Annotated in this window: 21 protein-coding genes; 17 read left to right on the top strand and 4 right to left on the bottom strand. The window is 62.1% G+C overall.

Going from position 1 to position 24,356, the window contains the following annotated elements:
• Positions 1–110: 110 nt before the first annotated feature.
• The 7 genes from NA29_RS26360 (at position 111) to NA29_RS15575 (ending at position 7,341) form a co-directional block, all read left to right on the top strand.
• Positions 111–725: a 3-isopropylmalate dehydratase small subunit gene (locus tag NA29_RS26360; RefSeq protein WP_072633304.1), complete on the top strand. Its 615-nt coding sequence runs from the start codon at positions 111–113 to the stop codon at positions 723–725.
• A gap of 62 nt (positions 726–787) precedes the next feature.
• Complete coding sequence (locus tag NA29_RS15600) at positions 788–2,155, top strand: 3-isopropylmalate dehydratase large subunit (RefSeq protein WP_072633303.1); 1,368 nt, start codon at positions 788–790, stop codon at positions 2,153–2,155.
• 3 nt (positions 2,156–2,158) lie between these two features.
• Positions 2,159–3,451 carry a CaiB/BaiF CoA transferase family protein gene (locus NA29_RS15595; protein ID WP_084103798.1) on the top strand — a complete coding sequence of 431 codons (1,293 nt, stop codon included), beginning with the start codon at positions 2,159–2,161 and terminating at the stop codon, positions 3,449–3,451.
• Positions 3,452–3,555: 104 nt separating this feature from the next.
• A complete protein-coding gene (locus NA29_RS15590) occupies positions 3,556–4,674 on the top strand; it encodes a CaiB/BaiF CoA transferase family protein (RefSeq protein WP_052252978.1) in 1,119 nt (372 codons plus the stop codon).
• Positions 4,675–4,947: 273 nt separating this feature from the next.
• On the top strand, positions 4,948–5,601 hold the full coding sequence (locus NA29_RS15585; protein ID WP_231965076.1) for a hypothetical protein: 654 nt from the start codon (positions 4,948–4,950) through the stop codon (positions 5,599–5,601).
• A 74-nt stretch (positions 5,602–5,675) separates the two neighbouring features.
• A complete protein-coding gene (dinB, locus tag NA29_RS15580; protein ID WP_039403700.1) occupies positions 5,676–6,806 on the top strand; it encodes a DNA polymerase IV in 1,131 nt (376 codons plus the stop codon).
• Between the two features lie 25 nt (positions 6,807–6,831).
• The gene (locus NA29_RS15575) at positions 6,832–7,341 is read left to right on the top strand and encodes an MgtC/SapB family protein (protein WP_039399402.1); all 510 of its coding nucleotides are present in this window, start codon (positions 6,832–6,834) and stop codon (positions 7,339–7,341) included.
• Between the two features lie 292 nt (positions 7,342–7,633).
• On the opposite strand, the gene NA29_RS15570 is transcribed toward NA29_RS15575, so the two are convergent.
• On the bottom strand, positions 7,634–8,050 hold the full coding sequence (locus tag NA29_RS15570) for a hypothetical protein (protein WP_150777399.1): 417 nt from the start codon (positions 8,048–8,050) through the stop codon (positions 7,634–7,636).
• A 139-nt stretch (positions 8,051–8,189) separates the two neighbouring features.
• Between NA29_RS15570 and NA29_RS15565 the strand changes: the two genes are divergently transcribed.
• The gene (locus tag NA29_RS15565; RefSeq protein ID WP_052252977.1) at positions 8,190–9,686 is read left to right on the top strand and encodes a cryptochrome/photolyase family protein; all 1,497 of its coding nucleotides are present in this window, start codon (positions 8,190–8,192) and stop codon (positions 9,684–9,686) included.
• A gap of 307 nt (positions 9,687–9,993) precedes the next feature.
• On the opposite strand, the gene NA29_RS15560 is transcribed toward NA29_RS15565, so the two are convergent.
• The 3 genes from NA29_RS15560 to NA29_RS15550 form a co-directional block, all read right to left on the bottom strand.
• Positions 9,994–10,836 (bottom strand): urea transporter, encoded by an 843-nt coding sequence (locus NA29_RS15560; RefSeq protein ID WP_157744781.1) that lies wholly within the window; start codon positions 10,834–10,836, stop codon positions 9,994–9,996.
• Positions 10,837–11,184: 348 nt separating this feature from the next.
• The gene (locus tag NA29_RS15555; protein ID WP_039399394.1) at positions 11,185–12,903 is read right to left on the bottom strand and encodes a glutamine--tRNA ligase/YqeY domain fusion protein; all 1,719 of its coding nucleotides are present in this window, start codon (positions 12,901–12,903) and stop codon (positions 11,185–11,187) included.
• Positions 12,904–13,053: 150 nt separating this feature from the next.
• Positions 13,054–13,254, bottom strand: a complete 201-nt coding sequence (locus tag NA29_RS15550; protein ID WP_039399392.1) for a hypothetical protein — start codon at positions 13,252–13,254, stop codon at positions 13,054–13,056.
• A gap of 192 nt (positions 13,255–13,446) precedes the next feature.
• On the opposite strand from NA29_RS15550, the gene NA29_RS15545 reads away from it, so the two are divergent.
• The 9 genes from NA29_RS15545 (at position 13,447) to NA29_RS15505 (ending at position 24,340) form a co-directional block, all read left to right on the top strand.
• Positions 13,447–13,962, top strand: coding sequence for a hypothetical protein (locus tag NA29_RS15545; protein ID WP_039399390.1), 516 nt, complete (start codon positions 13,447–13,449; stop codon positions 13,960–13,962).
• Positions 13,963–14,581: 619 nt separating this feature from the next.
• Positions 14,582–14,815 (top strand): hypothetical protein, encoded by a 234-nt coding sequence (locus NA29_RS15540; protein ID WP_039399388.1) that lies wholly within the window; start codon positions 14,582–14,584, stop codon positions 14,813–14,815.
• A gap of 141 nt (positions 14,816–14,956) precedes the next feature.
• Positions 14,957–15,436, top strand: a complete 480-nt coding sequence (locus NA29_RS15535) for a GNAT family N-acetyltransferase (protein ID WP_084103794.1) — start codon at positions 14,957–14,959, stop codon at positions 15,434–15,436.
• A 126-nt stretch (positions 15,437–15,562) separates the two neighbouring features.
• Positions 15,563–17,494, top strand: coding sequence for an ATP-binding cassette domain-containing protein (locus NA29_RS15530; protein ID WP_039399384.1), 1,932 nt, complete (start codon positions 15,563–15,565; stop codon positions 17,492–17,494).
• A gap of 316 nt (positions 17,495–17,810) precedes the next feature.
• Positions 17,811–19,790, top strand: a complete 1,980-nt coding sequence (locus NA29_RS15525) for a DNA topoisomerase IV subunit B (protein ID WP_039399381.1) — start codon at positions 17,811–17,813, stop codon at positions 19,788–19,790.
• Positions 19,791–19,952: 162 nt separating this feature from the next.
• Complete coding sequence (locus NA29_RS15520; RefSeq protein WP_039399379.1) at positions 19,953–20,360, top strand: DUF4399 domain-containing protein; 408 nt, start codon at positions 19,953–19,955, stop codon at positions 20,358–20,360.
• Positions 20,341–21,285 (top strand): lytic transglycosylase domain-containing protein, encoded by a 945-nt coding sequence (locus tag NA29_RS15515; protein ID WP_072633302.1) that lies wholly within the window; start codon positions 20,341–20,343, stop codon positions 21,283–21,285. The genes NA29_RS15520 and NA29_RS15515 overlap by 20 nt, the downstream gene beginning before the upstream one ends.
• Positions 21,286–21,539: 254 nt before the next feature.
• Positions 21,540–23,876: a DNA topoisomerase IV subunit A gene (gene parC / locus NA29_RS15510; protein ID WP_039399377.1), complete on the top strand. Its 2,337-nt coding sequence runs from the start codon at positions 21,540–21,542 to the stop codon at positions 23,874–23,876.
• 11 nt (positions 23,877–23,887) lie between these two features.
• Positions 23,888–24,340, top strand: a complete 453-nt coding sequence (locus NA29_RS15505; protein WP_039399375.1) for a CopD family protein — start codon at positions 23,888–23,890, stop codon at positions 24,338–24,340.
• Positions 24,341–24,356: the final 16 nt, after the last annotated feature.

The following is a 24,356-nucleotide window of genomic DNA, read 5'->3' as shown; positions in this document are numbered from 1 at the left end:
GCGTTTGGACGAAATGACTTCACTTTTTCCACGCTGCCGCATGCTGCGTCGGCACGTAACTTGCGATCGAAATGGGTGAACCCATGCGGGAACATTCGAGGAGCGATCTCATGCAAGCCACCGTGCGACTGAACGGCCGTGTGCTGTGGTTGAGCGCCAGCGCCGAAGCCATGACCCGTCAATTGACGGGGGAAACGCTGACGCGTGCCGAAGCCGGCATGCTGCGCGACCAGATTTCCACCGACGAAATGACACCGGCGCGCGCTTGCCTGGCGTTCGACGAATCGCTCGGCGACTACGTCTACGTAGGGTTGCGATGTCATGACGATTCGAGCGATGCCGCAGGCGTGTTTCCTGTCACGCAGAGGGCAGTGCGCGAAGGCGGCTTCGCGTTGTCCGTGGCTGGGCTGCGACGTGGCAAGGGATCGTCGCGTGAAGCCAGCCCGTTCGCGGAACGGTGCGCCGGTATCCGCATCGTGATCGCCGAGAGCTTCGAGCGCATCTACGCGCAGAACTGTCAGAACCTCGGTCTGCTGATGTCGACGGATCTTACGTTGGCTGAGCGCTTGCAAGACGGCGAGACGATCCCCATCGAAGCGTTTCTCGAAGATTGCGATCCACTGGCCGAGGCCATCGTGCGTAGCGGTGGGCTATTCGGCTATACGCAGAGAAGGTTGTCCGGAGATATCGTACCGCCGCAGCCTGCGCATGCCCCGGCCCGATGACTTACGGAGAATCGATCATTGCGCGAGCGCTGGGCGTCCCGCGGGTAAGGGCGGGAGATGCAGTGTTCGTCCCCGCAGACTGGCGCTTCTCTCATGAGTACGTGACGCCAATGGCCGTGAGTTTCCTGCGCCACGCCTATGGCGACGAGATACCTGCGCTACGCGACGTCGCGTCGGTGCTGTGCTTTGAAGACCATCTGACGCATCTCGATGCCGTCTCCGCCGATGGCAGTCGGCCCCCGCAGATCGTGGACGCAGCACAACGTCTTGGCACGGTACAGCGCGAGTTTTGCGCCCAGCATGGGCTGCGTCTGCACGGACGCGCCGCAGCCGGCGGTTCTGAGGGCATCTGCCATGCATTGATGCTCGAGCGCTATGCGTTGCCGGGGCAGGTGATTGTTGGCACCGATTCTCACACGCCACATTGTGGTGCCATCGGTGCGTTCGCCTTCGGCGTCGGTGCGACCGAAATGGCCAATGCATGGCTCACCGGGGACGCACGACTCGCTGTGCCCGGTACTTGCCTTGTCCATCTGCGCTCGCGCTTGCCTGCGGGTGTCGGCGCGAAAGATCTGGCGTTGCACCTGCTTCATCTTCCCTATATTCGGGACGGACGTGCCATCGGGCAGATCATTGAGTTCGCAGGCGAAGCCGTTGCGCACCTGTCGACCGACGAGCGCGCGACGCTCACCAACATGGTGGCCGAAATCGGCGGGCTCACCGGACTGGTGGTGCCAGACGCAGAGACTGTCCGCTACCTGCGTGAGCGGCGCGGCATCGACTTCACGCTTGACGCATGGATGGAAAGCGATCCGCAAGCGTCGTACGCCCATGTCATCGAGATCGATTGCGCGTCGCTGGGCGCGATGGTGGCGAGTCCCGGAGATCCGGGCAACGGCATTGCGCTGGCCGATTTGTCGGCAGAGGTCGCCATCGATATCGCTTACGGCGGGTCGTGCACCGGCAGCAAGCGCGACGATCTGCGGGCCTGTCATGACGTCCTTGCCTGGGGATTGAAGCAAGGGCATCGCGTCGCAGACGGCGTGCGCTTCTACCTGCAATACGGCAGTGAAGACGTGCGCGCATGGTGCGAGGCGCAGGGGTATGCGGACGTTTTCAAGGCAGCAGGTGTGACGATGCTCTCGCCCGGATGCGGTGCGTGCGTCAATGCCGGACCGGGCGTCTCCACAACGTCCGAGGAGGTGGTCATCAGCGCCCAGAATCGCAATTTCCCCGGGCGTTCGGGGCCTGGGCAGATGTGGCTCGGCAGCCCGGCCACCGTGGCCGCGAGCGCTTTGGCGGGTTATATCGTGGGTTTCGATCAATTACAGCGCGATGGATTTGCGTCTCATCCGGTCTCTCACCCTGCAGCGCTTGCAGCGCCGGGGCGAGGGGGCGGTGGGGCGTCGCACGCGGGCAGGGGAGGGTAGCAGATGCCGGATGTCACTTCTGCGGCACCGATGCCGTTACAAGGCATTCGTGTCGTGGAATTCTCACACATGGTCATGGGGCCGGCATGCGGCATGGTGCTGGGCGACCTCGGGGCCGATGTCATCAAAGTCGAGCCGATCGGTGGCGACGCCACGCGTCATCTGCTGGGCACTGGCGCTGGCTTTTTCCGTGCCTTCAATCGCAACAAGCGGAGTCTGGTCGTGGATGTCACGCGACCCGAAGGCCGAGAGTTGATACTGCGGCTCATCAGCACGTCGGATGTGGTGACGGAGAATTTCAAGCCCGGGCGGATGAGGCAAATCGGACTGGATTACGCCACGTTGTCACGGCTGAATCCGGCGCTGGTGTACGTCTCGCTGAAGGGTTTTCTGCCGGGGCCATACGCTACGCGCACTGCGTTGGACGAGGTCGTGCAGATGATGGCGGGACTTGCGTACATGACGGGACCTCCAGGCCAACCGTTGCGTGCCGGGACATCGGTCAATGACATCATGGGCGGTGTGTTCGGTGCGCTTGCTGCGTTGGCCGCACTCTACGAGCGAAAGACCACGGGACGCGGGCAGGAAGTACAGGGCGCGCTCTTCGAGAATTGCGTACTGCTCGCGGCGCAGCACATGCAACAGTATGCAGTGACCGGTGTAGCGCCCGATCCGATGCCCGCGCGTGTGTCCGCTTGGGGTATTTACGATGTCTTTACCGCGCGCGACGGCGTGCAGATTTTCCTCGCCGTCGTCAGCGATACGCAGTGGCGCATTTTCTGCGACGTGTTTGGCCGTCACGATCTGACGGAAGACCCGCGACTTTCCACTAACAATGACCGCGTGAGGGCTCGCGACTGGTTGCTCCCGTTGTTGCGCGAAATGATGCAGGGTTTTGACGCCAGCTATCTTGCGGCGGCGTTCGAGCGTCATGGTTTGCCTTTTGCACCGATCGTGCAGCCTGCCGCGTTGTTCGATGACCCGCATTTGCTCGCTAGCGGCGGCCTGGGCGACCTGACGACGGAAACGGGTGAGCAAACGAAAGTGCCGTTGCTACCGATTACGATGGCGGGGCAACGATTGCCCGCGCGTCGCGCGTTGCCGATGGCGGGTGAGCACACAAGCGAAATTCTGAGAGATCTGGGGTATCCCGATAACCAGATCGAACGCCTGTTGAACGAGGGGGTGGTGGCGGGACCGGAGGACGGATCGACGCCGGACGATGCATCCGGCGCGGGCGAAACCGCCGGTCCCGTTTTTTGGAAGGACAGCGCAAGTCGACGCGGAACGCGCTGAAATAAGCGTTTTCCGAAAGAGTTCGGCGTGTTGTCTGCTTGCGGGCACCGGTCGGGGCGCGGTACGGTATGGACGTCTACCGCCAACACGCTACCCGGACTGTCATGACTGAACCGCTCGACGCTGCCCACTCACGCGAAACGTCTGTATTGTCTGCTTCGTCTTCCTCGTCGCCACTGTCGTCGCAGTCCCAGCAGCCTGATAAGCCGTTATCGGGCGTGACGGTGCTCGATCTCACGCGTCTTCTGCCCGGCCCGCTTGCCGGGTTGCGTCTTGCGGAAATGGGAGCGCGCGTCATCAAGATCGAAGACAAGGGCGCCGGCGACTACGCCCGGGAAATGATGCTGGGCGATGACGAATCGCCCCCCAGCGCTTTCTGGCGACTACTCAATCGCGGTAAGACGGTCGACCGCCTCGATCTCAAAAGCGACGCGGATCGGAAGGCCTTCCTCGAACACGTTGCTCATGCCGATGTACTGCTTGAGGGGTTTCGCCCGGGTGTGATGGCGCGTCTGGGGTTCGGATATGAGGTGCTGGCAAGTGTGCGGCCATCGTTGGTAATGGCGTCGATTTCCGGTTACGGCCAGCAAGGGTTGATGGCGCAAGCGGCCGGGCACGACATCAACTACATCGGGTACGCGGGCGTACTCGATCAGCTTTGCGATGCGGGGGACGCCCCCATCGTTCCCAACTTTCAGATCGGCGATCTGTACGGCGGCGCCCAGGCTGCGGTTCAGGAGGTGCTGGCTGCGCTGGTCGCGGCGCAACGCACCGGGCGCGGGCGCTGGCTGGACATTTCGATGACGCACGAGGTGTTCCGCTCGAACATTGTGCCGGCGGTAGCGATGCATCGTCAGGGGCACGTGTCGCGGGCCGGAAAGGATCTCCTTAACGGCGGCGTGCCCTGCTATCAGGTCTATCGCACGAAGGACGGCCGATACATGGCGGTCGGTGCGCTCGAGCTGAAGTTCTGGGAGTCGCTGTGCGATGTGCTTGGCCGAGACGACTGGAAGGCGCGGCACTGGGCGCTTGGACAGGAGGTCGGCGGAGATGATGCGCTCGCGTTGCGTGCTGAACTGATGGCGGTGTTTGCGGGCGCTACGCAAGCTGACTGGGTCGCGCGTTTCGCCGATGCCGATTGCTGCGTGACACCGGTACTCCGGTTGGAGGAGGCGATGATGCACCCGCTGTTTGCGCAATTGCGCGGGGCGCTGCTTCCATGACGTCGATTGCCGCGAGGCGAATGACTCGCCGACTGCGAGCACGTTACCGAATGTCACAATTTTTCGACGTCGGGAGACGCGAAGTCCGGAGGCCCATCGCGTAGAGTCGTTGCTGATCGATTACGACATGCCCATGACCCGACGGTTCGACTTGCCCCAACCACTGACTCAGAGTCGCCCACTCGTGCGACGACGGCTCGCGGCTGCTGCCGCGCTTTGTGCCGTGCCGACGATCGCGATCCTTACCGGATGCGTGTCGTATCAAGACGCCCCGTGGACCACGGAAAGGTCCGCTCGACGTCGATGACGACGGCGGATCTCGCGCAAACGGATATCAATCGCATGGCGACGCTGGGCATGCGGGCGAATCTGGAGAGCTTGTATCTCCTGGCCGACAAGCTCTATAAGCGCAATCCCCGGGAGTGGCGCAAGGGTGGCGCGGCCACGCAAACCGAAGCCATGGCGCAGTTGCGTGCTGCGATTGAGGGGCATCGCACGCTCGCCGATCTGAAAGACTTGCGCGATGTGCGCGCCCTGTCGTCGTCGCTGGATCCGACATTCACCGGCGACCGTGTTGCTGCCTTCGTCTTTAGCCTCTCGGACACGATCATCACGGCGCACGGCGGCACGACAGTGTTCTATCTGAGCGACGGACTCGACGCGCAGCGTATCTACAACGCTGCGCGGAACGTGGAGATCGCCGCGTGGCTGCTGGCGAGTCGCCGGGACATGGCAGGCAAGCCGTTGCTGCTGGCCAATGAAATGGCTGACGTGCGTAACGTGAGCTTCGAACGAGAGTTCGGCAAGATCATCGGACGACTGGATCTGTTGGCCGAGATGCTGGACGAGAAGTATCGGCGGGCAGGGATCGGCTACGTGCAGAACTTGCTGGGGGCGCAGTTCCTCCAGTTTTTGCCGGTGCGTTGATGCGGTCGTGTGACGGTTAGAGCGCGAAAAATGCGCAAATGCTGTATATTTGCACAGTGTTTTCGCCCGCCACCATGACCTCCTCTCAGCGCAAGATCATCCACTGCGATGCAGACTGTTTCTACGCCTCCGTCGAGATGCGGGACGACCCGTCGTTGCGCGGGATACCGCTTGCCGTCGGCGGCCAGCCGGATCAGCGGGGTGTGGTGGCAACGTGCAATTACGAAGCGCGTGCCTTTGGGGTGCGCTCGGCCATGCCGTCCGCGCAGGCCGTGAAACTGTGTCCCGACTTGCGTATCATCCCGCCGTCGATGCATCGGTATCAGGAAGCGTCGAAGCGGATCATGGCGATCTATCGCGATTACACGGATCTGGTCGAGCCGTTGTCGCTCGACGAGGCGTATCTCGACGTAACCGACAGTGAACACTGCGGGGGCTCGGCCACCTTGATTGCGCGCGAGATCCGTGCGCGTATCGCAGATGAAGTTGGGTTGACCGTGTCGGCTGGTGTCGCGCCCAACAAGTTCATTGCCAAAATCGCCAGCGACTGGCGTAAACCTGACGGCATGTTCGTCGTGAAGCCCGCCGAGGTCGATGCCTTTGTCGCCGTACTGCCGGTCGAGCGTTTGTTTGGCGTGGGCAAGGTAACGGCGGAAAAGTTGAGGGCGCTGGGCGTCGATTCCTGCGGTGATCTGCGCAGCCACACGATGGCCGATCTGACCGAGCGTTTCGGCGTGTTCGGGCAGCGGCTGTTCGAGCGCTGCCGCGGTATCGACACCCGGGAGGTCAGCCCGGATCGCGAGCGAAAATCGATCAGCGTCGAGACGACTTACACGCGCGACCTGCGCACGTTGGCGGAATGCGAAACGGCACTGGAGCCGCTGCTTCATCAGTTGTCCGAGCGAATCGGACGCGCGCGCCGCAGCGAGCCGTTGGCGATCGCGAAGGTCTTCGTGAAGATTCGATTTGCCGATTTCTCACGGACGACGGCCGAGGCAGGCGCATTGGGCGTCGATCCGGCGCAATGCCGTGAGCTGCTGGCAGAAGCCGTTGGACGCAAGCGGCGTGCGGTGCGATTGATGGGGGTCGGGGTGCGTTTGCTCGAAGCGCAGGCGACGCGTCAGTTGCGCCTGTTTGACGACTGGGACGACGGGGCGTCGCTCACAACGCCTGCATCAGGTGATAATGCGCCATCGGAGGCTTAGATCGCTTAGACGAGCGAGGTGAGGGATGGCGGAGATCATCGAAGTCACATTGCGGCTCACCGCGGCATTGATTCTCGGCGGACTGGTCGGGCTCAATCGCAATTTGCACCACAAGTCGGTCGGTTTGCGAACGCTCGCCATTGTGTCGTTCGGATCCGCGCTGTTCGTGCTCGCCGTCGTACCGTTTCCGGGAACGGCGTTGCCTTATGACGGCTCGTCCGTGAGCCGGGTTGTGCAGGGCATTGTGGCGGGGATCGGGTTCCTTGGGGCCGGGTGCATCATCCGGCCGAGTCGCGGTTCGTCCGTGCACGGCTTCACCACGGCGGCGGCGCTGTGGAGCACCACAGGCATTGGCATCATTTGTGGGCTGGGCCGCTGGCATATCGCCCTTGTCGCGATGGTATTGCTACTTATCGTGCTGGCAATCGGCGGGCGTATCGAATCGCTCGCGCACCGCTGGCTTGGGCACGACGAACCGGCGAAGGACTCGCAGGACGAGGACGCGTCGGCGCGGCATGGGCACGACGGCAAGTGACATCCACGCAGTTGATGCAGAAGACACACATCGCTGCCTCCTCGCCCTCGACGTCATGGGCAAATTCCTGCGGATACCGAAGAAAAATGCCCGCCGAAGCGGGCAAATGACGTTGTCGCAGTACCCCCAAAAGGACGTAAGAGGGCGATTTCATTTTGGTCACCGGACCATCTTTCGCCAATCGGGGCTTGCCCGATTAGGGAAAGCACGTTCGGGTGACTACGTAATCGACGGCCGCTCCCGCCACTAATTTTCTTCCAGGTGTTTGAAGCGTGAAGCCGCGCGCGTCGCGTCATTGAAGCGCGCGCAACTCTGTCGCCCGGGCACGGGCCACTCGCAACCCGTCAGCCTGTAGGGAGAGCGTCGCAGCGTCGGCCTGCTGAGCGGCATCTGCAGGGGAGGTGTACGTCACGATGGCCGCCTGACGTTCACGATGGAATCGCTGCGTAATCGGGGCGCATTCGGTGGCGGCTTCGTCGGCCAGCCGAATCGGGTCAGGGACGAGATTCACGTAGCGCGCGACGTGGCCGTACAAACAGGTGCGGTACTGATCCGCCGCCGCGTCTGCAGCGGCCAGATGACGCTCGCGCAACGTGGCTGGATCGACCGCCGCCGGGCGTTGTGCCGACGAGGTGTTCGCGTTCGCATGAGGGCCCGAGGGGGAGGCGCAAGCAGCGAGCATCGCGACCATGGCAAGGGTACACAACACCGGGGATGTGCGGCGGGGAAAAGCCAAAATCGGAAACTTCCGAGTCATGAGGTAATCGAGGCCGATGGCGTAAAGTCCACGATCTCGCTATGGTACGGGATTTGATAGATCCGGCGCGTCCCTGCGGCGCCAATCAGACATGAGCGAATTTCAAAAAGGGCTGGTATGGCTGCGGCGCGATCTGCGCTGTACCGACAACGCGACGCTGGCACAGGCGCTTGCGACCTGCGGTGAAGTGTCCGTCGTGTTCGTCTTCGATACGACGATTCTCGGCGGATTGCCGCGAGACGATCGGCGCGTCGCGTTCATCCACGACAGCGTGAGCGAATTGGCGCAGACGTTGGCGGATATGGGGGGCGGGCTGATCGTTCGGCACGGCGACCCGACCGAGGAGATTCCCGCACTGGCGAAGTCGCTCGGCGTGCAGGCTGTCTTTACCGGGCGGGATTACGAACCGGACGCTGTCAAACGGGACCGTTCGGTCGCACGCTCGCTGGAGGCTCTGGACATCGCCTTCGAGACGGTCAAGGACCAGGTGATTTTCGACACGAGCGAGATTCTCACGGCGCAGGGTGAGCCGTACAGTGTCTTCACACCATACTCGCGCGCGTGGCTGAAGCAGGTGCGTCCGGTCGACCTTGCACCGCATGGCCGGAAGGCGGATTGGCACCGGTTAGCGAAGCCGTCGCATGGGGCTGGAGAGGTGCCGTCGATGGTATCGCTGGGTTTTGACGTGCCGGACGCACGCCGTATGGCCATTGCGACGGGCGAGTCCGGGGCAAAGCAGTTGCTGGACGATTTCCTGCCGCGCATGGCGCACTATCACGAACGGCGTGATTACCCTGCGGTCCGCGGTCCGAGCTATCTGTCCGTGCATCTGCGCTTCGGCACGGTGTCGATCCGGACTTTAGCCCGGCAGGCGCACGCTGCGATGCTCAAGGGCGGGGACGCAGGCAATGGCGCGAAAACATGGTTGAGCGAGCTGATCTGGCGCGAATTCTATTTCATGATCCTGCATCATCACCCTGAGGTCGTCGGCAACGCATTCAAACCCGCATACGATGCCATCGAGTGGGCCACGGGCGAAGTGGCGGATGCCAATTTCAAGGCGTGGTGCGAAGGTCGCACGGGCTATCCGCTGGTCGATGCGGCCATGCGTCAGATTAACCAGACCGGCTACATGCACAACCGGCTGCGCATGGTGACGGCCAGCTTTCTGGTCAAGGATCTCGGCATCGACTGGCGCCGTGGCGAAGCGTATTTCGCGCGTCAACTGAACGATTTCGATTTGTCTGCGAACAATGGCGGATGGCAATGGGCCGCTTCCACCGGGTGTGACGCCCAACCGTACTTCCGCATCTTCAATCCGATTACCCAGTCCGAGAAGTTCGACCCGGAGGGCCGCTTTATCCGGAAGTACGTGCCTGAACTGGCGTATTTGTCCGACAAGGTCATCCACGCACCGTGGCGCGCCGACGCGCAGACGCTGGCTGACGCCAACGTGACGCTCGGACGCGATTACCCGCAACCGGTGGTAGCTCACGACGTGGCGCGCAAGGAGACCCTGGCGAGATACGCGGTCGTCAAGGCACCGGCGGTCTCATCCCCGCCTGCCGGCAGCGATGACGCGGATTAAGTCCCCGGTTTACCCCGATACGTGTATACCCCGGTCAACTTTTTTCGTTACCAGCCGTTTATACGGTTATGGCACGCAAGAGGCCTGGGCTTCGGTATCGGTTCGCAACGTCGGGGGGCGTTAGTGGACGTCAGGGAGGAAGCAGTAAAACAATAGCGATGTGCTCCAAATGCTCTGAAATGAGCAAGGGCAGGCCAAAACCACACGGGGAAGCTTGGAGATAATCCTTCGCCGCACAGACGGCAGCTTCGAACCACGGGGTTCGCGTTGAGCGAGTGCCCGGAACGGCAACGTTCCGGGTATTTTTTTATGCGTCGTCTGCGCGTGGACCCTGCCGATCCCTGGCCGTCGCACTCAGAACGATCCACACGGCCAGATTGAACGGCAACGTGAAGTACGGCCATCCGCGCGGGGTTAGCCAACCGCCCAGAATCACGCAAATCACGGCCGCGAGCGCGGCACCGGTGAGTCGCATTGTGAGGCGGCGTCCGAAAACGCCAAGACCCAGCGCGGCGAGAAACGCGTTGATGCCGACACCGCCCGCCTGAGCCGCCATTGAGGGCCAGCGCGAAGCTAGCACGACCAGAATCACCCAGACTGCCAGCCCGGCAGCTAGCGCCCACACGGTCGCGCGGGCATTCCAGAGTGCCAGCAAGTACCACGTCAGCAAGCCCAGCACCAGCGGCGCCACGAAGACGACCTGTCCCACGGAGCAGAACATGAAGCCCGGCGAACCCACGTCGCAAGTGGCCGAACTCACGCGTGATGTGAGTTCAAGCCACGGCAACATGCCCCACGAAAGGGCCATGACGGCGACGAACGGCCCCGTCAGCGCGGGAAGTTCGCGTCGGACGAGGGCGGCCGTTGCCACGACCGTCAGGGCGACGCAAACGGCCAGCCACGCGGCAAATATCGGGTCCGGCTGCCACAGAGCGCCGAAGGCAATGCCCGTCAGTGCGCCGTTGTAGCCGAACAACCCCGTACGACGTTGCGCATATGGCAAGCGCATCGCGACGGCGGTCCCGGTTGCCGTGACGCTGGCAGCCAGTCCGGTCACGGCAGCGGCCAGATCCGAGAGGGCCAGCACGGCCAGCAGCAAAGTACCGATACCGGCGGATGGAATGAAATAGATTTGGGCGAAGTTGGCCATCGTTCCACGCAGTTCGCCGATCCACCCATGTGATTGAGCGACGGATGAGGGCGCGGTCATCGAAGACGGCGATGTCGGAACGGGCGATGGACGGGGCAGGGACATGAGAGTGACGACGGGCGGGCGAGGCGGATGGCCGGCACGCAATTGAGCACGGTCTGTCGCGTCATCGCGAATATGGCGAACATCGCGCGGCGCTTAGCCTAGGGCGCGAGGTTACGCCGAACCCCGATGGCCGGGCGCGCCGACTCGTTATAGTCGGTATTGCAAATTTCGATGAGCCGCCCGCCAAAATGCAAAAAGCCCGCGCTTGATGGCGCGGGCTTTTGCGAACGAGGGGTGAGCTGCTTACTTGCCGCCGCCCTTGGCTGGCTTCACTGCCCAGCTGTCCTTGAGCGAGACGATACGGTTGAACACCGGTTTGCCCGGGGCCGAATCGTGACGATCAGCCACGAAATAGCCGTGGCGCTCGAACTGCACGCGATCGTCCGGCGCAAAGTTCAGCATGCCCGGCTCGACGTAGGCTTGCGTCACGCGCTTGGCGTTCGGGTTGAGAGCGTCGAGGAAGTTCTTTTCGCCAGCGTCCGGGTTCGGATCGAGGAACAGACGGTCGTAGATGCGCACTTCCGCCGCCAGCGCGTGCGATGCGCTCACCCAGTGGATGTTGCCCTTGACCTTGTAGGTGTCTGCGCCTGGCGTGCCCGAACGGCTGTCTTCGAAGTAATTGCAATGCACGGCCGTGACGTTGCCGTCGGCATCCGTATCGAAGCCCGTGCATTCCACGACGTAACCGTAACGCAGGCGCACCTTGTTACCCGGGAACAGACGGAAGAAGCCCTTGACCGGCTCCGCCTGGAAGTCTTCACGCTCGATCCACAGCTCGCGCGAGATGGGGAACGTGCGCATGCCGCGCTCCGGAAAGTGCGGGTGCACCGGGGCGTGGCAGTCTTCCTGCTGGCCTTGCGGATAGTTATCGATGATGAGCTTGAGCGGATCGAGCACGGCCGTGGCGCGCGGGGCCTTCGGATCGAGGTCGTCGCGCAGGGCTTGTTCGAGGATGCTCATATCGATCCACGACGCCGACTTGGCTACGCCAATGCGGTCGCAGAACAATTGCAGGCTCTCGGGCGTGAAGCCACGGCGGCGCAGACCCACAAGCGTCGGCATACGCGGATCGTCCCAACCATCGACGTATTTTTCGTCGACCAGTTGACGCAGCTTGCGCTTGCTCGTGATGGCGTACGTCAGTTGCAGACGGGCGAATTCGATCTGCTGCGGTGTCGGGCGGGAGAACATGCCCGCGTCAGCCAGTTCGCCGAGCACCCAGTCGTAGAACGGACGCTGATCTTCGAACTCCAGCGTACAGAGACTGTGCGTGATGTTCTCGATGGCATCTTCGAGCGGGTGAGCGTACGTGTACATCGGGTAGATGCACCATGCGTCGCCCGTGCGGTGGTGATGAGCGTGGCGGATACGGTAGATGGCCGGATCGCGCAGGTTGATGTTCGGCGATGCCATGTCAATTTTCGCGCGCAGCACGTGCGTGCCATCGGCGAATTCACCCGCGCGCATGCGACGGAACAAGTCCAGGTTTTCCTCGACCGTGCGATTGCGGAACGGCGAATCCTTGCCCGGCTCCACGAGCGTGCCGCGGTTGGCGCGCATATCGTCGGCGCTTTGGCTGTCGACGTAGGCGCTGCCACGCTGGATCAGGATCTCGGCAGCCTGATAAAGCTGCTCGAAGTAATCGCTGGCGAAATAGAGATGTTCCTTCTGCGGCGTCTGGTAGCTGAAACCGAGCCACTTGACCATATCGATGATCGAGTCGACGTATTCGGTCTCTTCCTTCTCGGGGTTGGTGTCGTCAAAGCGCAGGTGGCACACGCCACCGTAATCACGCGCCATCCCGAAGTTCACGCAGATAGCCTTGGCGTGACCGATGTGCAGATAGCCGTTGGGCTCCGGCGGGAAGCGCGTTTCCACGCGCTGGCCCCATTTGCCCGAGCGGTTGTCTTCGTCAATGATGTTGCGGATGAAATTGGATGCCGCGTTCAGCTCTGTGCTCATGCCTGTCCAGTGTTCGGAGTTTGGCGAATATTCTACCGTACCGCATTGGACCACGGGCGAGCGTCTGATCGGGCGTCGACGCGGCATCACACCGTGATGCCGGTCGTCGTGGTTCACATTCGATGGATCCGGGACCGCGCGGGGCCCGGATCAGGTTGTCTGCACCGTGGCGCGCTGGATCGGCCAGTTGGCGTACGACAGAAGCCACAGAGAGACGACGTTCACGACCGGAATGAATGCCAGCACCGTGAGCCAGGGGGAGAAGCCGAGCCGGGTGAGAATCCGCCAAACGGGGAAGCCGATGAGCACGATGCTGACGAGCAGAGCAAGCAAGCCTGACGAGTTAGCCATGAGATGTCTCCCGAAGCGCCCCACCCATTGCAGGGCGTACCGGCAGTATAGGCAGACGGGCAGGGGGCTTTGTCCGGCTTCCCAACGGTTCCCGGATTGTGTCCTATCCTGAAAACACTGCCGGTCGCGCCGGTGGGGCCAATGGCGGTAACTGTGTCAATCGCGCGTCGGTCCCCCTCTTGGGAGGAAGTCATGGAACTGCATCTCAGCTCGCATCGCTATACGCACCGCTCGCCGGACTGGGCGGCTGCGGCCGTCGCCGGTTTTGTCGCCTGCGCGTTCTTTTCTGCTGTCGAAATGCTCATGGTGCTGCTCGTCTCGGGGCAGAGTCCGTGGGTGCCGCCCCGCATGGTGGCCGCCATCGTGCTTGGCCCCGGCATCCTGTCGCAGCCTGCGACGTTCGACGTGTCGATCGTGGCCATGGCGCTGATGGTGCATGCGGCCATCGGTGTCGTGCTCGGCGTGGTTCTCGGGGCCATCATCGCGCCATTCCGGCTGGATTCGGATGTCGTCACGGTGTCGATTGCCGGTGGCGTCTTCGGGCTGGTCGTCTACCTCGTCAATTTCTACGTCATGACGCAGATGTTCCCGTGGTTCACCGAGTCGCGTGGCTGGACCATGCTGGCCGGACACATCATCTTCGGTGCCTTCGCGGGCTATATGTACTGGGTGCTGCGGCAGATGGAGGAGCGGGCAGAGACTGCCTGAAACCCTCATGATTGCCCCGCAAGCCCTTACGGGACGGGGCAATGACCTGACCGGCGGCATTCCGCACGTTTTGCTGCGGGCCGGTTAATATGTCGGTTGAACGCACTTTGGTGCAAATGACAGATTTTTCTGTTATGATGCGCCAACTGCAATCGTGCGTCCGTCATCTTCGGATGTGCTGAAGGCAGTCTTCCGTGGCATGAAGCGCCCGGCAGGTGTTCCACCCGCCCGGTACGATCAGCCAACGTGTGGCACGAAAATCACTACAGATGTGTCGCACGATGTGCTGGCACATGTCATCTTGAACGCTTGGACGTTCACGCCGCCGTTACGACAAAACGGCTGGCCATCGATCCCCGAAACAGGAAGTCGTACAGAACACCCGAATTGCGCCTTGCGTGCGCATGACGGATCGCACCCGGTCTTTTGCCGTGTGCGACGTTCCGCAGCGTCGTCTGTCGCATGTCAGTCATGCTTATGTCGCATTACCGTCATATTGGGCAGATAGGCTGCGTGCACTTCACGGAAACATTTGTGCGAAATTGCACTCTCATCACCGTAAGCCGATTCGAGAGGGATAGTTATTAGTCAAATTTTTTGCAGTAAAGAAGGATACAAAATGAAAACATCGCAATACCAAGAATTCCAGTACAGCGTCCGTGCAGTCGAGCGAGACAACGCCCGTTGGGACGCGTTCTACGAGATTCACCGCCCGACACAGCGCGGCATGGAAAAAGTGGGTGCCTATCAGGTTCAGAGCGCCTACGGTTTTGCCACGCAAGGTAATGCCCTCGACGACGCCGAACGCAACGCTCGCGCGGATATCGAACAGGGCATCGTCTACTACCAATAAGGTCGACGCCTGCGTCCGCATTACCTCGTCTCGCATCTTCCCGCTTCATCCCCGATATCCGATGTGCGCGATGCTGGCATCGTCGCTTTGCGACGGTGCTATAGTCCGGCCTTTCGCACTGCAATGGCTGGAGAGTCGGTAATGGAATGGATGTGCAAGTCGTTCGATGAACTGGGCAGCGCGCTGCTTTACCGAATCCTCGCCGCACGCAACGCGGTATTCGTGGTCGAGCAGCAGTGCCCGTATCAGGACATCGACGGTCGCGATCCGTACAGCCTTCATCTGGTCGCACAAGTGCGCGACAGCGCGAACCCGGCAAGCGACCTGAGAATCGCAGCGTATTTGCGACTTCTGCCGCCCGGGCTGGCCTACGACGAAGCATCCATCGGACGCGTGATCACCGCCGCTTCGCATCGCGGCACCGGTCTCGGTCGCGAGCTGCTGGCGCGGGCGGTGGCGATTGCCGAAGCGCAATGGCCGACCGCTGCGGTGCGTATCGGCGCGCAGGCGCATCTGGAGGCGTTTTATGGCGGGTTCGGCTTCGTCAAGGCGAGTGAGCCGTATGACGAAGACGGCATCATGCACATCGAAATGGTGCGCCCCGCAGTGAAGCCACAGTAGTGGTCGCCGTCGCGTTTGCGGATCGCGCAATCGAACGCAGAGCGAAGCAGCAGAATGCAATATCGGCCGGGTCATCGCGCCCGGCACTACAATATCTCCCATCGCAGTTCACGCGTTTCCCGACACATGGCCTTGTATTCCATCACCGGCGCCCAATTGGCGTTCGGTCACCTGGCATTGCTCGACAATGCCGATTTTTCGCTCGAAGCCGGTGAGCGCGTCGGACTTATCGGACGCAATGGCGCCGGTAAGTCCTCGCTGCTCAAGATCGTGGCGGGCATTACCGCGCCGGACGATGGCCTGGTGGCTCGTCAAGCCGGTTTGCACACTGTCTACGTGCAACAGGAGCCCGAGTTCGATCCCGAGCAGTCCGTGTTCGATGCCGTGGCGCTCGGCCTCGGCGAGTCGCACGTGTTGCTCTCCGAATACGACCGCACCGCGGAAGCGCTGTCGGTGGCACCGGAAGGCGCAGAACACGACGCGCTGCTCGCCCGCCTGAACAGCCTGCAATCGTCACTGGATGCTGCCGATGCGTGGCAGTTGAAGACCCGCGTGGAGACGACGATCGCGCAACTCGGACTCGACGGTCACGCGCGCGTGGGGGCGCTGTCCGGTGGGATGCAAAAACGCGTTTCGCTCGCGCAGGCATGGGTTGCCAAACCGGACGTCCTGCTGCTTGACGAACCGACCAACCACCTCGATTTCGACGCCATCCGCTGGCTTGAGGAGTTGCTCGTCGGCTATCGCGGCGCGCTGCTCTTCATCACCCATGATCGGAGCTTCCTCGACCGCGTGGCCACACGCATCGTCGAACTCGATCGCGGGCGTTTGCTCTCCTATCCCGGCAACTTCACGCAGTATCAGGAGCGCAAAGCCGAACAGCTTGAAATCGAGCGCGTAGAGAATGCGAAGTTCGACAAGCTGCTCGCGCAGGAAGAAGTGTGGATCCGCAAGGGCGTCGAGGCTCGCCGCACGCGCAGCGTGTCACGTATCGAGCGTCTGAAGACGATGCGCAACGAGCGCGCGGAACGTCGTGAGCAGCAGGGCAACGTGCGCATGGACGTGGCGCAGGCCGAGAAGTCCGGCAAGATCGTGGCTGAACTCACTAACGTGACGAAGGCGTACGGTGGACGCACCATCGTGCGTGACTTCTCGGCGACGCTCATGCGCGGCGATAAGGTCGGTCTGGTCGGCCCGAACGGTGTGGGCAAGACGACGATGCTCAAGTTGATCCTCGGCGAAATCACGCCGGACAGCGGGCAAATTCGCGTCGGCACGAACCTCCAGGTCGCGTACTTCGATCAGATGCGCGCGCAGCTCGATCCCGAACGCAGCCTGCTCGATACCATTAGCCCGGGCAGCGACTGGATCGAAATCAATGGCGCGCGCAAGCACGTCATGAGCTATCTCGGCGACTTCCTTTTCTCGCCCGAGCGTGCCCGCTCTCCGGTGAAATCGTTGTCGGGCGGTGAGCGAAATCGTCTGTTGCTGGCCCGTCTGTTTGCGCGTCCGGCCAACGTGCTGGTGCTTGACGAACCGACCAACGACCTCGACATCCCGACGCTCGAATTGCTCGAAGAACTGCTGGAGGAATACTCCGGCACCGTGTTCCTCGTGAGCCACGACCGGACGTTCCTCGACAATGTCGTGACGTCGGTGATCGCGGCCGAAGGCGACGGCAACTGGCGCGAATACGTAGGCGGTTTCACCGACTGGCAAGTGCAGAGCGAGCGCTCGGCGGCGCTCGCTGCGCAGCGTGCACCGGTGGACGAAGCACCGAAGGAATCGGCGGCAGCGCCCAAGCGCGGCACGAACCGCACCGTCAAGCTCAGCTACAAGGAGCAGCGTGAACTGGACGGACTGCCGGAGCGTATTGCCTCGCTGGAAAACGAGCAGAAGGACGCCGCAGCGAAGATCGAAGACGGTTCGATCTTTGTGAAAGATCCGGCTGCGGGTGCGGCGCTGTCCGAACGTTTCGAAGCGATTGAACTGGAATTGCTCGAAGCGCTCGAACGCTGGGAAGTGCTTGAAGCCAAGCAGCGCGGCGAGAATACGTGAGCACGCTCCCGTCGTAACAACATCGTTGGCGGCCGGTTTTCCGGCCGCGTTTCATTGGGCCAATCGTCCATGTCATTCGAGTGCAGTCCGAGTGACAGTACAATAGGCCGCGATTCATCGGGCGCGATGAGCCTGCCATCCGTCTGCAGGCATCGCGCGCACCCGAAGTGCCCATTTGAAGTGCCCATTATGTGGGCGCCGCAACACAAGTCGTTGATCCGGCGTCACTTTTGTCATGTGTTAATGGGTTTTCCCCGTGGTTGTCCACAGGAAATGTGGATAAGCGCCGGGCGTCGTACCCTAATTCAGTCACGCTATGTCGAAAAAAAATACGCCTGCCCAGTACAGCGAAGCGTCCATCAAGGTCCTGAAGGGCCTTGAGCCGGTCAAGCAGCGCCCGGGCATGTACACCCGCACCGAGAATCCGCTGCACATCATTCAGGAAGTCATCGACAATGCTTCGGATGAAGCGCTGGGCGGTTACGGCAAGCAGATTCTCGTTACCCTGAACAAAGACGGTTCGGTCAGCGTCGAGGACGACGGCCGTGGCATTCCTGTTGGCATTCACCCGGAAGAGGGGGTGCCGGTCGTCGAAATCGTGTTCACTCGCCTGCACGCTGGGGGCAAGTTCGATAAGGCCGCTGGCGGCGCTTATACCTTCTCAGGCGGCTTGCACGGCGTTGGCGTGTCAGTGACCAATGCCCTGGCGACCCGGCTTGCCGTGACGGTCTGGCGCGATGGCCAGGTCTCGGAACTCGAATTCGCAGACGGCGGTAACGTCAGCGTTGCGCTTCACTCGCGTGCGTCGCAACGCGGCGAGAAGAAGAGCGGTACGCGCGTGACCGTCTGGCCGGATGCCAAGTACTTCGACAGCCCGGCATTGCCGCTGGGCGAACTGCAGCGTCTGCTGCGCTCGAAGGCAGTGTTGCTGCCGGGCGTGCGCGTCACGCTGCGTCAGGAAAAGAACGGCGAAGAGCAGACGTGGTTCTACGAGCACGGTCTGCGTGGCTATCTCGTCGAATCGCTGGGCGGTGCAGAGCCGCTGATTCCGCTCTTCGAAGGCGAGCGCTTTGCCGAGGGTGACGAAGACAGCTTTGCGGAAGGCGAAGGCGCTGCATGGGTCGTGGCCTGGACGGAAGATGGCGCGCAGGTCCGCGAGTCCTACGTCAACCTGATTCCCACGCCTGCTGGCGGCACCCACGAATCGGGGTTGCGTGAAGGCTTGTTCCAGGCGGTGCGCGGCTTTATCGAATTGCACAACCTTCAGCCCAAGGGCGTGAAGTTGCTGCCCGAAGACGTGTTCTCTCGCGTGTCGTTCGTGCTCTCCGCGAAGGTGCTCGATCCGCAGTTCCAGGGACAGATCAAGGAACGTCTGAATAGTCGCGACGCCGTGCGGCTCGTGTCGTCGTTCACGCGCCCCGCGTTGGAGCTGTGGCTCAACCATCATGTCGAGCATGGCAAGAAGCTCGCCGAACTCGTGATTCGTCAGGCTCAGGCCCGCACGCGTGCAGGCCAGAAGATCGAAAAGAAGAAGAGTTCGGGTGTGGCCGTTTTGCCGGGCAAACTGACCGATTGCGAGACGGAAGACATCACCCGCAATGAACTGTTTCTGGTCGAGGGGGACTCTGCCGGCGGCTCGGCGAAGATGGGCCGCGACAAGGAATTTCAGGCGATTCTGCCGCTGCGCGGCAAGGTCCTCAATACGTGGGAGACCGAGCGCGACCGCCTGTTCGCCAACAATGAAGTGCACGACATCGCGGTGGCGATCGGCGTCGACCCGCACGGTGCGAACGATACGCCCGATCTGTCCAATCTGCGTTACGGCAAGATCTGTATCCTCTCCGATGCCGACGTCGACGGTTCGCACATTCAGGTGCTGCTGCTGACGTTGTTCTTCCGTCACTTCCCGCAACTCATCGCCACGGGGCACGTGTACGTGGCGCGTCCGCCGCTGTATCGCGTCGATGCGCCTGCACGCGGCAAGAAGCCGGCGCAGAAGCTCTACGCACTGGACGAAGGCGAACTCGAAGCCATTCTCGACAAGCTGCGCAAGGACGGTGTGCGCGAAAGCGCATGGTCCATCAGCCGCTTCAAGGGGCTGGGCGAGATGAGTGCCGAACAGCTTTGGGAAACGACGATGAATCCCGACACGCGCCGTCTGAGCCCGGTGGCGCTTGGCCATCTGGATTTCGACGCGACCGTGGCGCGCATGAACATGCTCATGGGCAAGGGCGAGGCGGCACAACGCCGTAGCTGGCTTGAAGCCAAGGGCAATGAAGTGGAAGCCGACATCTGAGCCTGACAACACGGGAAGGACCGCAGGCGCGGCGTCGGTACTGCAGGTACAGCACTTGAAGCGTAGCGAAGTCGCACTCACGCAGGGCAAACCAGCGTGAGTGCTCACATAGTGGGATAATCCACCCTTCACCCTTCCGGGAGTCGCGTTATGTTGCGTTCTATGCGTTGCATGTTCGTGCCGATGTTGCTTGCCAGTGCAAGCGCCACCGTATTGGCACAGTCGGCCCAGCCGCGCGTCTTCTTCGTTGCCCCTGCGGACGGCGCAACGGTGTCCAATCCGGTAAAGGTTCAGTTCGGCGTCGAAGGCATGGCGATCAAACCGGCGGGCGAGGTGTTGCCCAATACCGGCCATCACCACCTCATCATCGACGGCGATTCGATTCCGGCGGGTCAAGTCGTTCCTACCGACGACAGCCACCTGCATTTCGGCAAAGGTCAGACCGAAACGAGCGTCAATCTGACGCCCGGCGATCACACGTTGACGATGCAATTCGCCGACGGTGCACATCGCTCGTACGGTCCGGCCATGAGCCAGACGATCAAGGTGCATGTCAAAGGTCAGCAATAAGCAGGTTTCGACGGCGCAGTGGCTCCAGGCGTTGCGCCGAAAGTTCTCTCTGCGGCAACTCGCAGGGCCCGCGCTGGCAGCCACGCTGCTTATCGCGACGCCCCTCGCGCACGCCGAGCTCTACGGTTACGTCGACGAGAATGGTGTCGCGCATCTCGCGGCACGCAAGCTCGACGCGCGCTATCGACTCGTTGTCGGCAATGGTGGCAACGTCGATCTGCGTGCACGGCAGCAGGGCGGTGTCGTGACCGGTGCAGACCGTTCGCGTCTGTACGATGCGCTGGCCCGGCATCCCAATCTGAAAAAACTCGCACCCGTGATCGCGCAAGCGGCGCAGAAGTTTCACGTCGATGCAGCCTTGCTCAAAGCAGTCATCGCGGCCGAGTCGGGTTTCGATAGCGATGCGGTGTCGCCCAAAGGAGCCGTCGGTCTGATGCAGGTGCTGCCGACGACCGGGGAGCGTTACGGCTTGCGGGCCGATGCGCGCCGCACCGTCGCCGACAAACTCACCGATCCGCGCACCAATGTGCTGACAGGTGCCCGCTATCTGCGTGATCTGCAAGCGCGTTATCCCGATCGCCTCGAACTGGTGCTCGCGTCGTACAACGCGGGTGAGGGGGCCGTGGCACGGCACGCTGACCAGATCCCGCCCTATGCAGAGACGCGCGATTACGTCGCGGCCGTGCTTGAACTCTATCGGCGCTTCAACCCGGAGGGAGACGTCACGCCGGGCAATGGCGTGATCCGTGCGAGCGGGGGCGGCGGGAAAATTGGCAACGCGCGCGTCAACGGATCGCGCGACGGTCGCATTCACGTCATTCTGGGCGCGCCGCAGGGCCTGCCCGTCGTGCCTGCTACTATGCCGAACGCGTCGACACGCAATTCGGCTGCATCCACACTGTCCGCGCCGCCTGCCACGGACTGAGGCATCGGTTGACGCCGATTGGCCGCGTCTTCTGAATCGCCTTCGAAGGCTCGCGTGTCTTCCGGTGGTCGGCTCAGAATTCTCCGAAATCCGCGTGGAATGTCGGCAATTTCGATGGCCGCCGCTCCGAAATCACGGCTTGCTTTGCCATTCGGACGCGTTTTTGCCGAAATGTGCCGGTGAGCTTGGTATGATCTCGCGGTCAACGTCCACCCGAACTCTCGTCAAACGTTCGCAGCAAACCCACAGGTTTTATGGAACAAGTAGAAGATCTCTTTACGCAACCGTCGGATGACGACACGCTAACGCTCGGCGCGTATGCCGAGCGCGCTTATTTGGACTACGCGATTAGCGTAGTCAAGGGCCGGGCACTGCCGGACGTCTGCGACGGCCAGAAGCCGGTACAGCGCCGCATTCTGTTCGCGATGAACGAAATGGGCCTCGCGTCCGATGCCAAGCCGGTCAAGTCGGCGCGTGTCGTCGGCGATGTGCTCGGCAAGTTCCACCCGCACGGCGACCAGTCCGCGTATGACGCGCTGGTGCGTCTCGCGCAGGACTTCTCGATGCGCTATCCGCTCATCGACGGTCAGGGCAATTTCGGCTCACGCGACGGCGACGGCGCGGCGGCGATGCGTTACACGGAAGCCCGTCTGACGCCGATTGCAAAGTTGTTGCTCGACGAAATCGATGCAGGCACCGTCGACTTCGTGCCGAACTACGATGGTTCGACCGAAGAGCCGCGCCTGTTGCCCGCGCGCCTGCCGTTCGTATTGCTCAACGGCGCGTCGGGCATTGCCGTGGGTCTCGCGACCGAAATCCCGTCGCACAACTTGCGCGAAGTGGCCTCTGCGGCCGTGGCGTTGATCCGCAATCCCAAGATGGACGACGCTGAGTTGATGACTCACGTGCAGGGACCGGACTTCCCCGGCGGCGGTCAGTTGATTTCGAGCGCTGCCGAGATTCGCGCCGCGTATGAGAGCGGACGCGGCAGCCTCAAGATGCGCGCGCGCTGGAAGATCGAAGAAATGGCGCGCGGCCAGTGGCAGGCGGTGGTGTATGAATTGCCGCCGAATACGTCTGGCCAGAAGGTGCTCGAAGAGATCGAAGAACTGACCAACCCGAAGGTCAAGCTCGGCAAGAAGTCGCTCACGCCGGAGCAGCAGAACCTCAAGCAGTCGATGCTGGCCATGCTCGACGCGGTGCGCGACGAGTCCGGTAAAGACGCGCCTGTGCGTCTGGTGTTCGAGCCGAAGTCGAGCCGCATCGATCAGCAGGAATTCATCACGATGTTGCTCGCGCATACGAGCCTGGAGTCGAGCGCATCGGTGAACCTCGTAATGGTGGGCGCCGACGGCCGTCCGGGCCAGAAGTCGCTGCGCGACATCATCACCGAGTGGATCGGTTTCCGATTCGAGACGGTCACGCGTCGCACGCGTCACCGTCTGGGCAAGGTCGACGACCGTATTCATATTCTGGAAGGCCGCATGATCGTCTTCCTGAATATCGACGAAGTCATTCGCATCATTCGCGAGTCCGACGAGCCGAAGGCCGCGCTGATGAGCGCGTTCAAGCTGAGCGAGCGGCAGGCGGAAGACATTCTGGAAATTCGTCTGCGTCAGTTGGCGCGTCTGGAAGCGATCAAGATCGAGCAGGAACTGACGTCGTTGCGCGACGAGAAGGCGAAGCTCGAAGATCTGCTCGCCAACGAAAGCACGATGAAGCGTCTGATCATCAAGGAGATCGAAACCGACGCGAAGCAATTCGGCGATGATCGTCGCACGCTTATTCAGGAAGAGAAGCGTGCCGTTGCAGAAGCCCGCGTGGTCGATGAGCCGGTGACGGTCGTGGTGTCGGCCAAGGGCTGGGTACGTGCGCTCAAGGGGCACGGACTGGACGCACAAGGTTTCTCGTTCAAGCAAGGCGACGCTTTGTATGGCGCGTTCGAATGCCGCACCGTCGACCCGCTGATCGCGTGGGGTAGCAACGGGCGCGTTTATTCGGTGGCCGTGGCGCAGTTGCCGGGCGGTCGTGGCGATGGTGTGCCGCTGACGTCGCTGATCGAACTGGAATCGGGTTCGCGCTTGCTGCATTACTACGCAGCGTCCGGCGATCAGCCGCTGCTGCTCGCGACATCGTCCGGCTTCGGTTTCACGACCAAGCTCGGCGATATGGTCAGCCGCGTGAAGGCAGGCAAGTCGTTCATGACGATCGACGACGGGGCTGAGCCGCTCGCACCGACGCCGATCTGGCAGGGCGCCAGTGCGGTCGCATGTCTGTCGAGCGACGGGCGTTTGCTTGTGTTCGGCATGGACGAAATGAAGGCGCTGACGGGCGGTGGGCGAGGCGTGACTTTGATCGGTCTTGAAGCCAAGCAGACGCTGGTGTCGGCCGTGCCGATCAGTGAGGCGGGCGTGACCGTGTATGGCGAAGTGCGTGGCGGCAAGATTCAGTCCGAGACGCTCTCGGGCGCTTCGCTCGCGCCGAACATTGGCAAGCGTGCGCGCAAGGGCCGTTCGCCGAATGTGAAGTTTGCGACGTTCAAACCGCGTTCGCTCGAGCCGGTGTTGCCGGCCGCGCCGAAGGCATCCTGACGGAGTCCCGCATGAGCGTTTACGCCTTCAGTCTGTTCCTGCATCTGGTCAGCGTGGCCGTCTGGATCGGTGGGATGTTCTTTGCGCTGGCCTGTCTGCGGCCAGCGTCGTCGGAGCTGTCGCCGCAGCAGCGTCTGCCGTTGTGGGAGGCGGCGCTCACTCGGTTCTTCACGTGGGTGGGCGTTGCCATCGTGCTGATCCTGCTGTCCGGCGGGCACATGATGATGGGCATGGGCGGTTTGCACGCCCGCTGGCCTGTGCATGCCATGGCGGGGGTCGGTGTGCTGATGATGCTCGTCTTCGGTCACATTCGCTTCGCACTGTTCCCGCGTTTGCAACGGGCCGTGCAGGCGCAGTCGTGGCCGGACGGCGCGGCAGCCGTCAACGGTATTCGTCGCCTCGTGATTCTGAATCTCGTGCTGGGGATCGTCGTGATCGGACTGGCGGCGTCGCTTCGCGGCTGATCGCTGTGATCGATGC

Source organism: Pandoraea sputorum (assembly GCF_000814845.2).
Taxonomy (GTDB): domain Bacteria; phylum Pseudomonadota; class Gammaproteobacteria; order Burkholderiales; family Burkholderiaceae; genus Pandoraea; species Pandoraea sputorum.
Note: the sequence above shows the minus strand (reverse complement) of the source record. Positions and strands in the feature narration are given on the sequence as shown.

What these genes read in the sequence shown, in the direction of transcription:
- NA29_RS26360 (WP_072633304.1), top strand. Translation starts at nt 111, where the DNA reads ATGCAAGCCACCGTGCGACTGAACGGCCGTGTGCTGTGGTTGAGCGCC.
- NA29_RS15595 (WP_084103798.1), top strand. Translation starts at nt 2,159, where the DNA reads ATGCCGGATGTCACTTCTGCGGCACCGATGCCGTTACAAGGCATTCGT.
- NA29_RS15590 (WP_052252978.1), top strand. Translation starts at nt 3,556, where the DNA reads ATGACTGAACCGCTCGACGCTGCCCACTCACGCGAAACGTCTGTATTG.
- dinB (WP_039403700.1), top strand. Translation starts at nt 5,676, where the DNA reads ATGACCTCCTCTCAGCGCAAGATCATCCACTGCGATGCAGACTGTTTC.
- NA29_RS15575 (WP_039399402.1), top strand. Translation starts at nt 6,832, where the DNA reads ATGGCGGAGATCATCGAAGTCACATTGCGGCTCACCGCGGCATTGATT.
- NA29_RS15565 (WP_052252977.1), top strand. Translation starts at nt 8,190, where the DNA reads ATGAGCGAATTTCAAAAAGGGCTGGTATGGCTGCGGCGCGATCTGCGC.
- NA29_RS15560 (WP_157744781.1), bottom strand. Translation starts at nt 10,836, where the DNA reads ATGGCCAACTTCGCCCAAATCTATTTCATTCCATCCGCCGGTATCGGT.
- NA29_RS15555 (WP_039399394.1), bottom strand. Translation starts at nt 12,903, where the DNA reads ATGAGCACAGAGCTGAACGCGGCATCCAATTTCATCCGCAACATCATT.
- NA29_RS15550 (WP_039399392.1), bottom strand. Translation starts at nt 13,254, where the DNA reads ATGGCTAACTCGTCAGGCTTGCTTGCTCTGCTCGTCAGCATCGTGCTC.
- NA29_RS15545 (WP_039399390.1), top strand. Translation starts at nt 13,447, where the DNA reads ATGGAACTGCATCTCAGCTCGCATCGCTATACGCACCGCTCGCCGGAC.
- NA29_RS15540 (WP_039399388.1), top strand. Translation starts at nt 14,582, where the DNA reads ATGAAAACATCGCAATACCAAGAATTCCAGTACAGCGTCCGTGCAGTC.
- NA29_RS15535 (WP_084103794.1), top strand. Translation starts at nt 14,957, where the DNA reads ATGGAATGGATGTGCAAGTCGTTCGATGAACTGGGCAGCGCGCTGCTT.
- NA29_RS15530 (WP_039399384.1), top strand. Translation starts at nt 15,563, where the DNA reads ATGGCCTTGTATTCCATCACCGGCGCCCAATTGGCGTTCGGTCACCTG.
- NA29_RS15525 (WP_039399381.1), top strand. Translation starts at nt 17,811, where the DNA reads ATGTCGAAAAAAAATACGCCTGCCCAGTACAGCGAAGCGTCCATCAAG.
- NA29_RS15520 (WP_039399379.1), top strand. Translation starts at nt 19,953, where the DNA reads ATGCGTTGCATGTTCGTGCCGATGTTGCTTGCCAGTGCAAGCGCCACC.
- NA29_RS15515 (WP_072633302.1), top strand. Translation starts at nt 20,341, where the DNA reads ATGTCAAAGGTCAGCAATAAGCAGGTTTCGACGGCGCAGTGGCTCCAG.
- parC (WP_039399377.1), top strand. Translation starts at nt 21,540, where the DNA reads ATGGAACAAGTAGAAGATCTCTTTACGCAACCGTCGGATGACGACACG.
- NA29_RS15505 (WP_039399375.1), top strand. Translation starts at nt 23,888, where the DNA reads ATGAGCGTTTACGCCTTCAGTCTGTTCCTGCATCTGGTCAGCGTGGCC.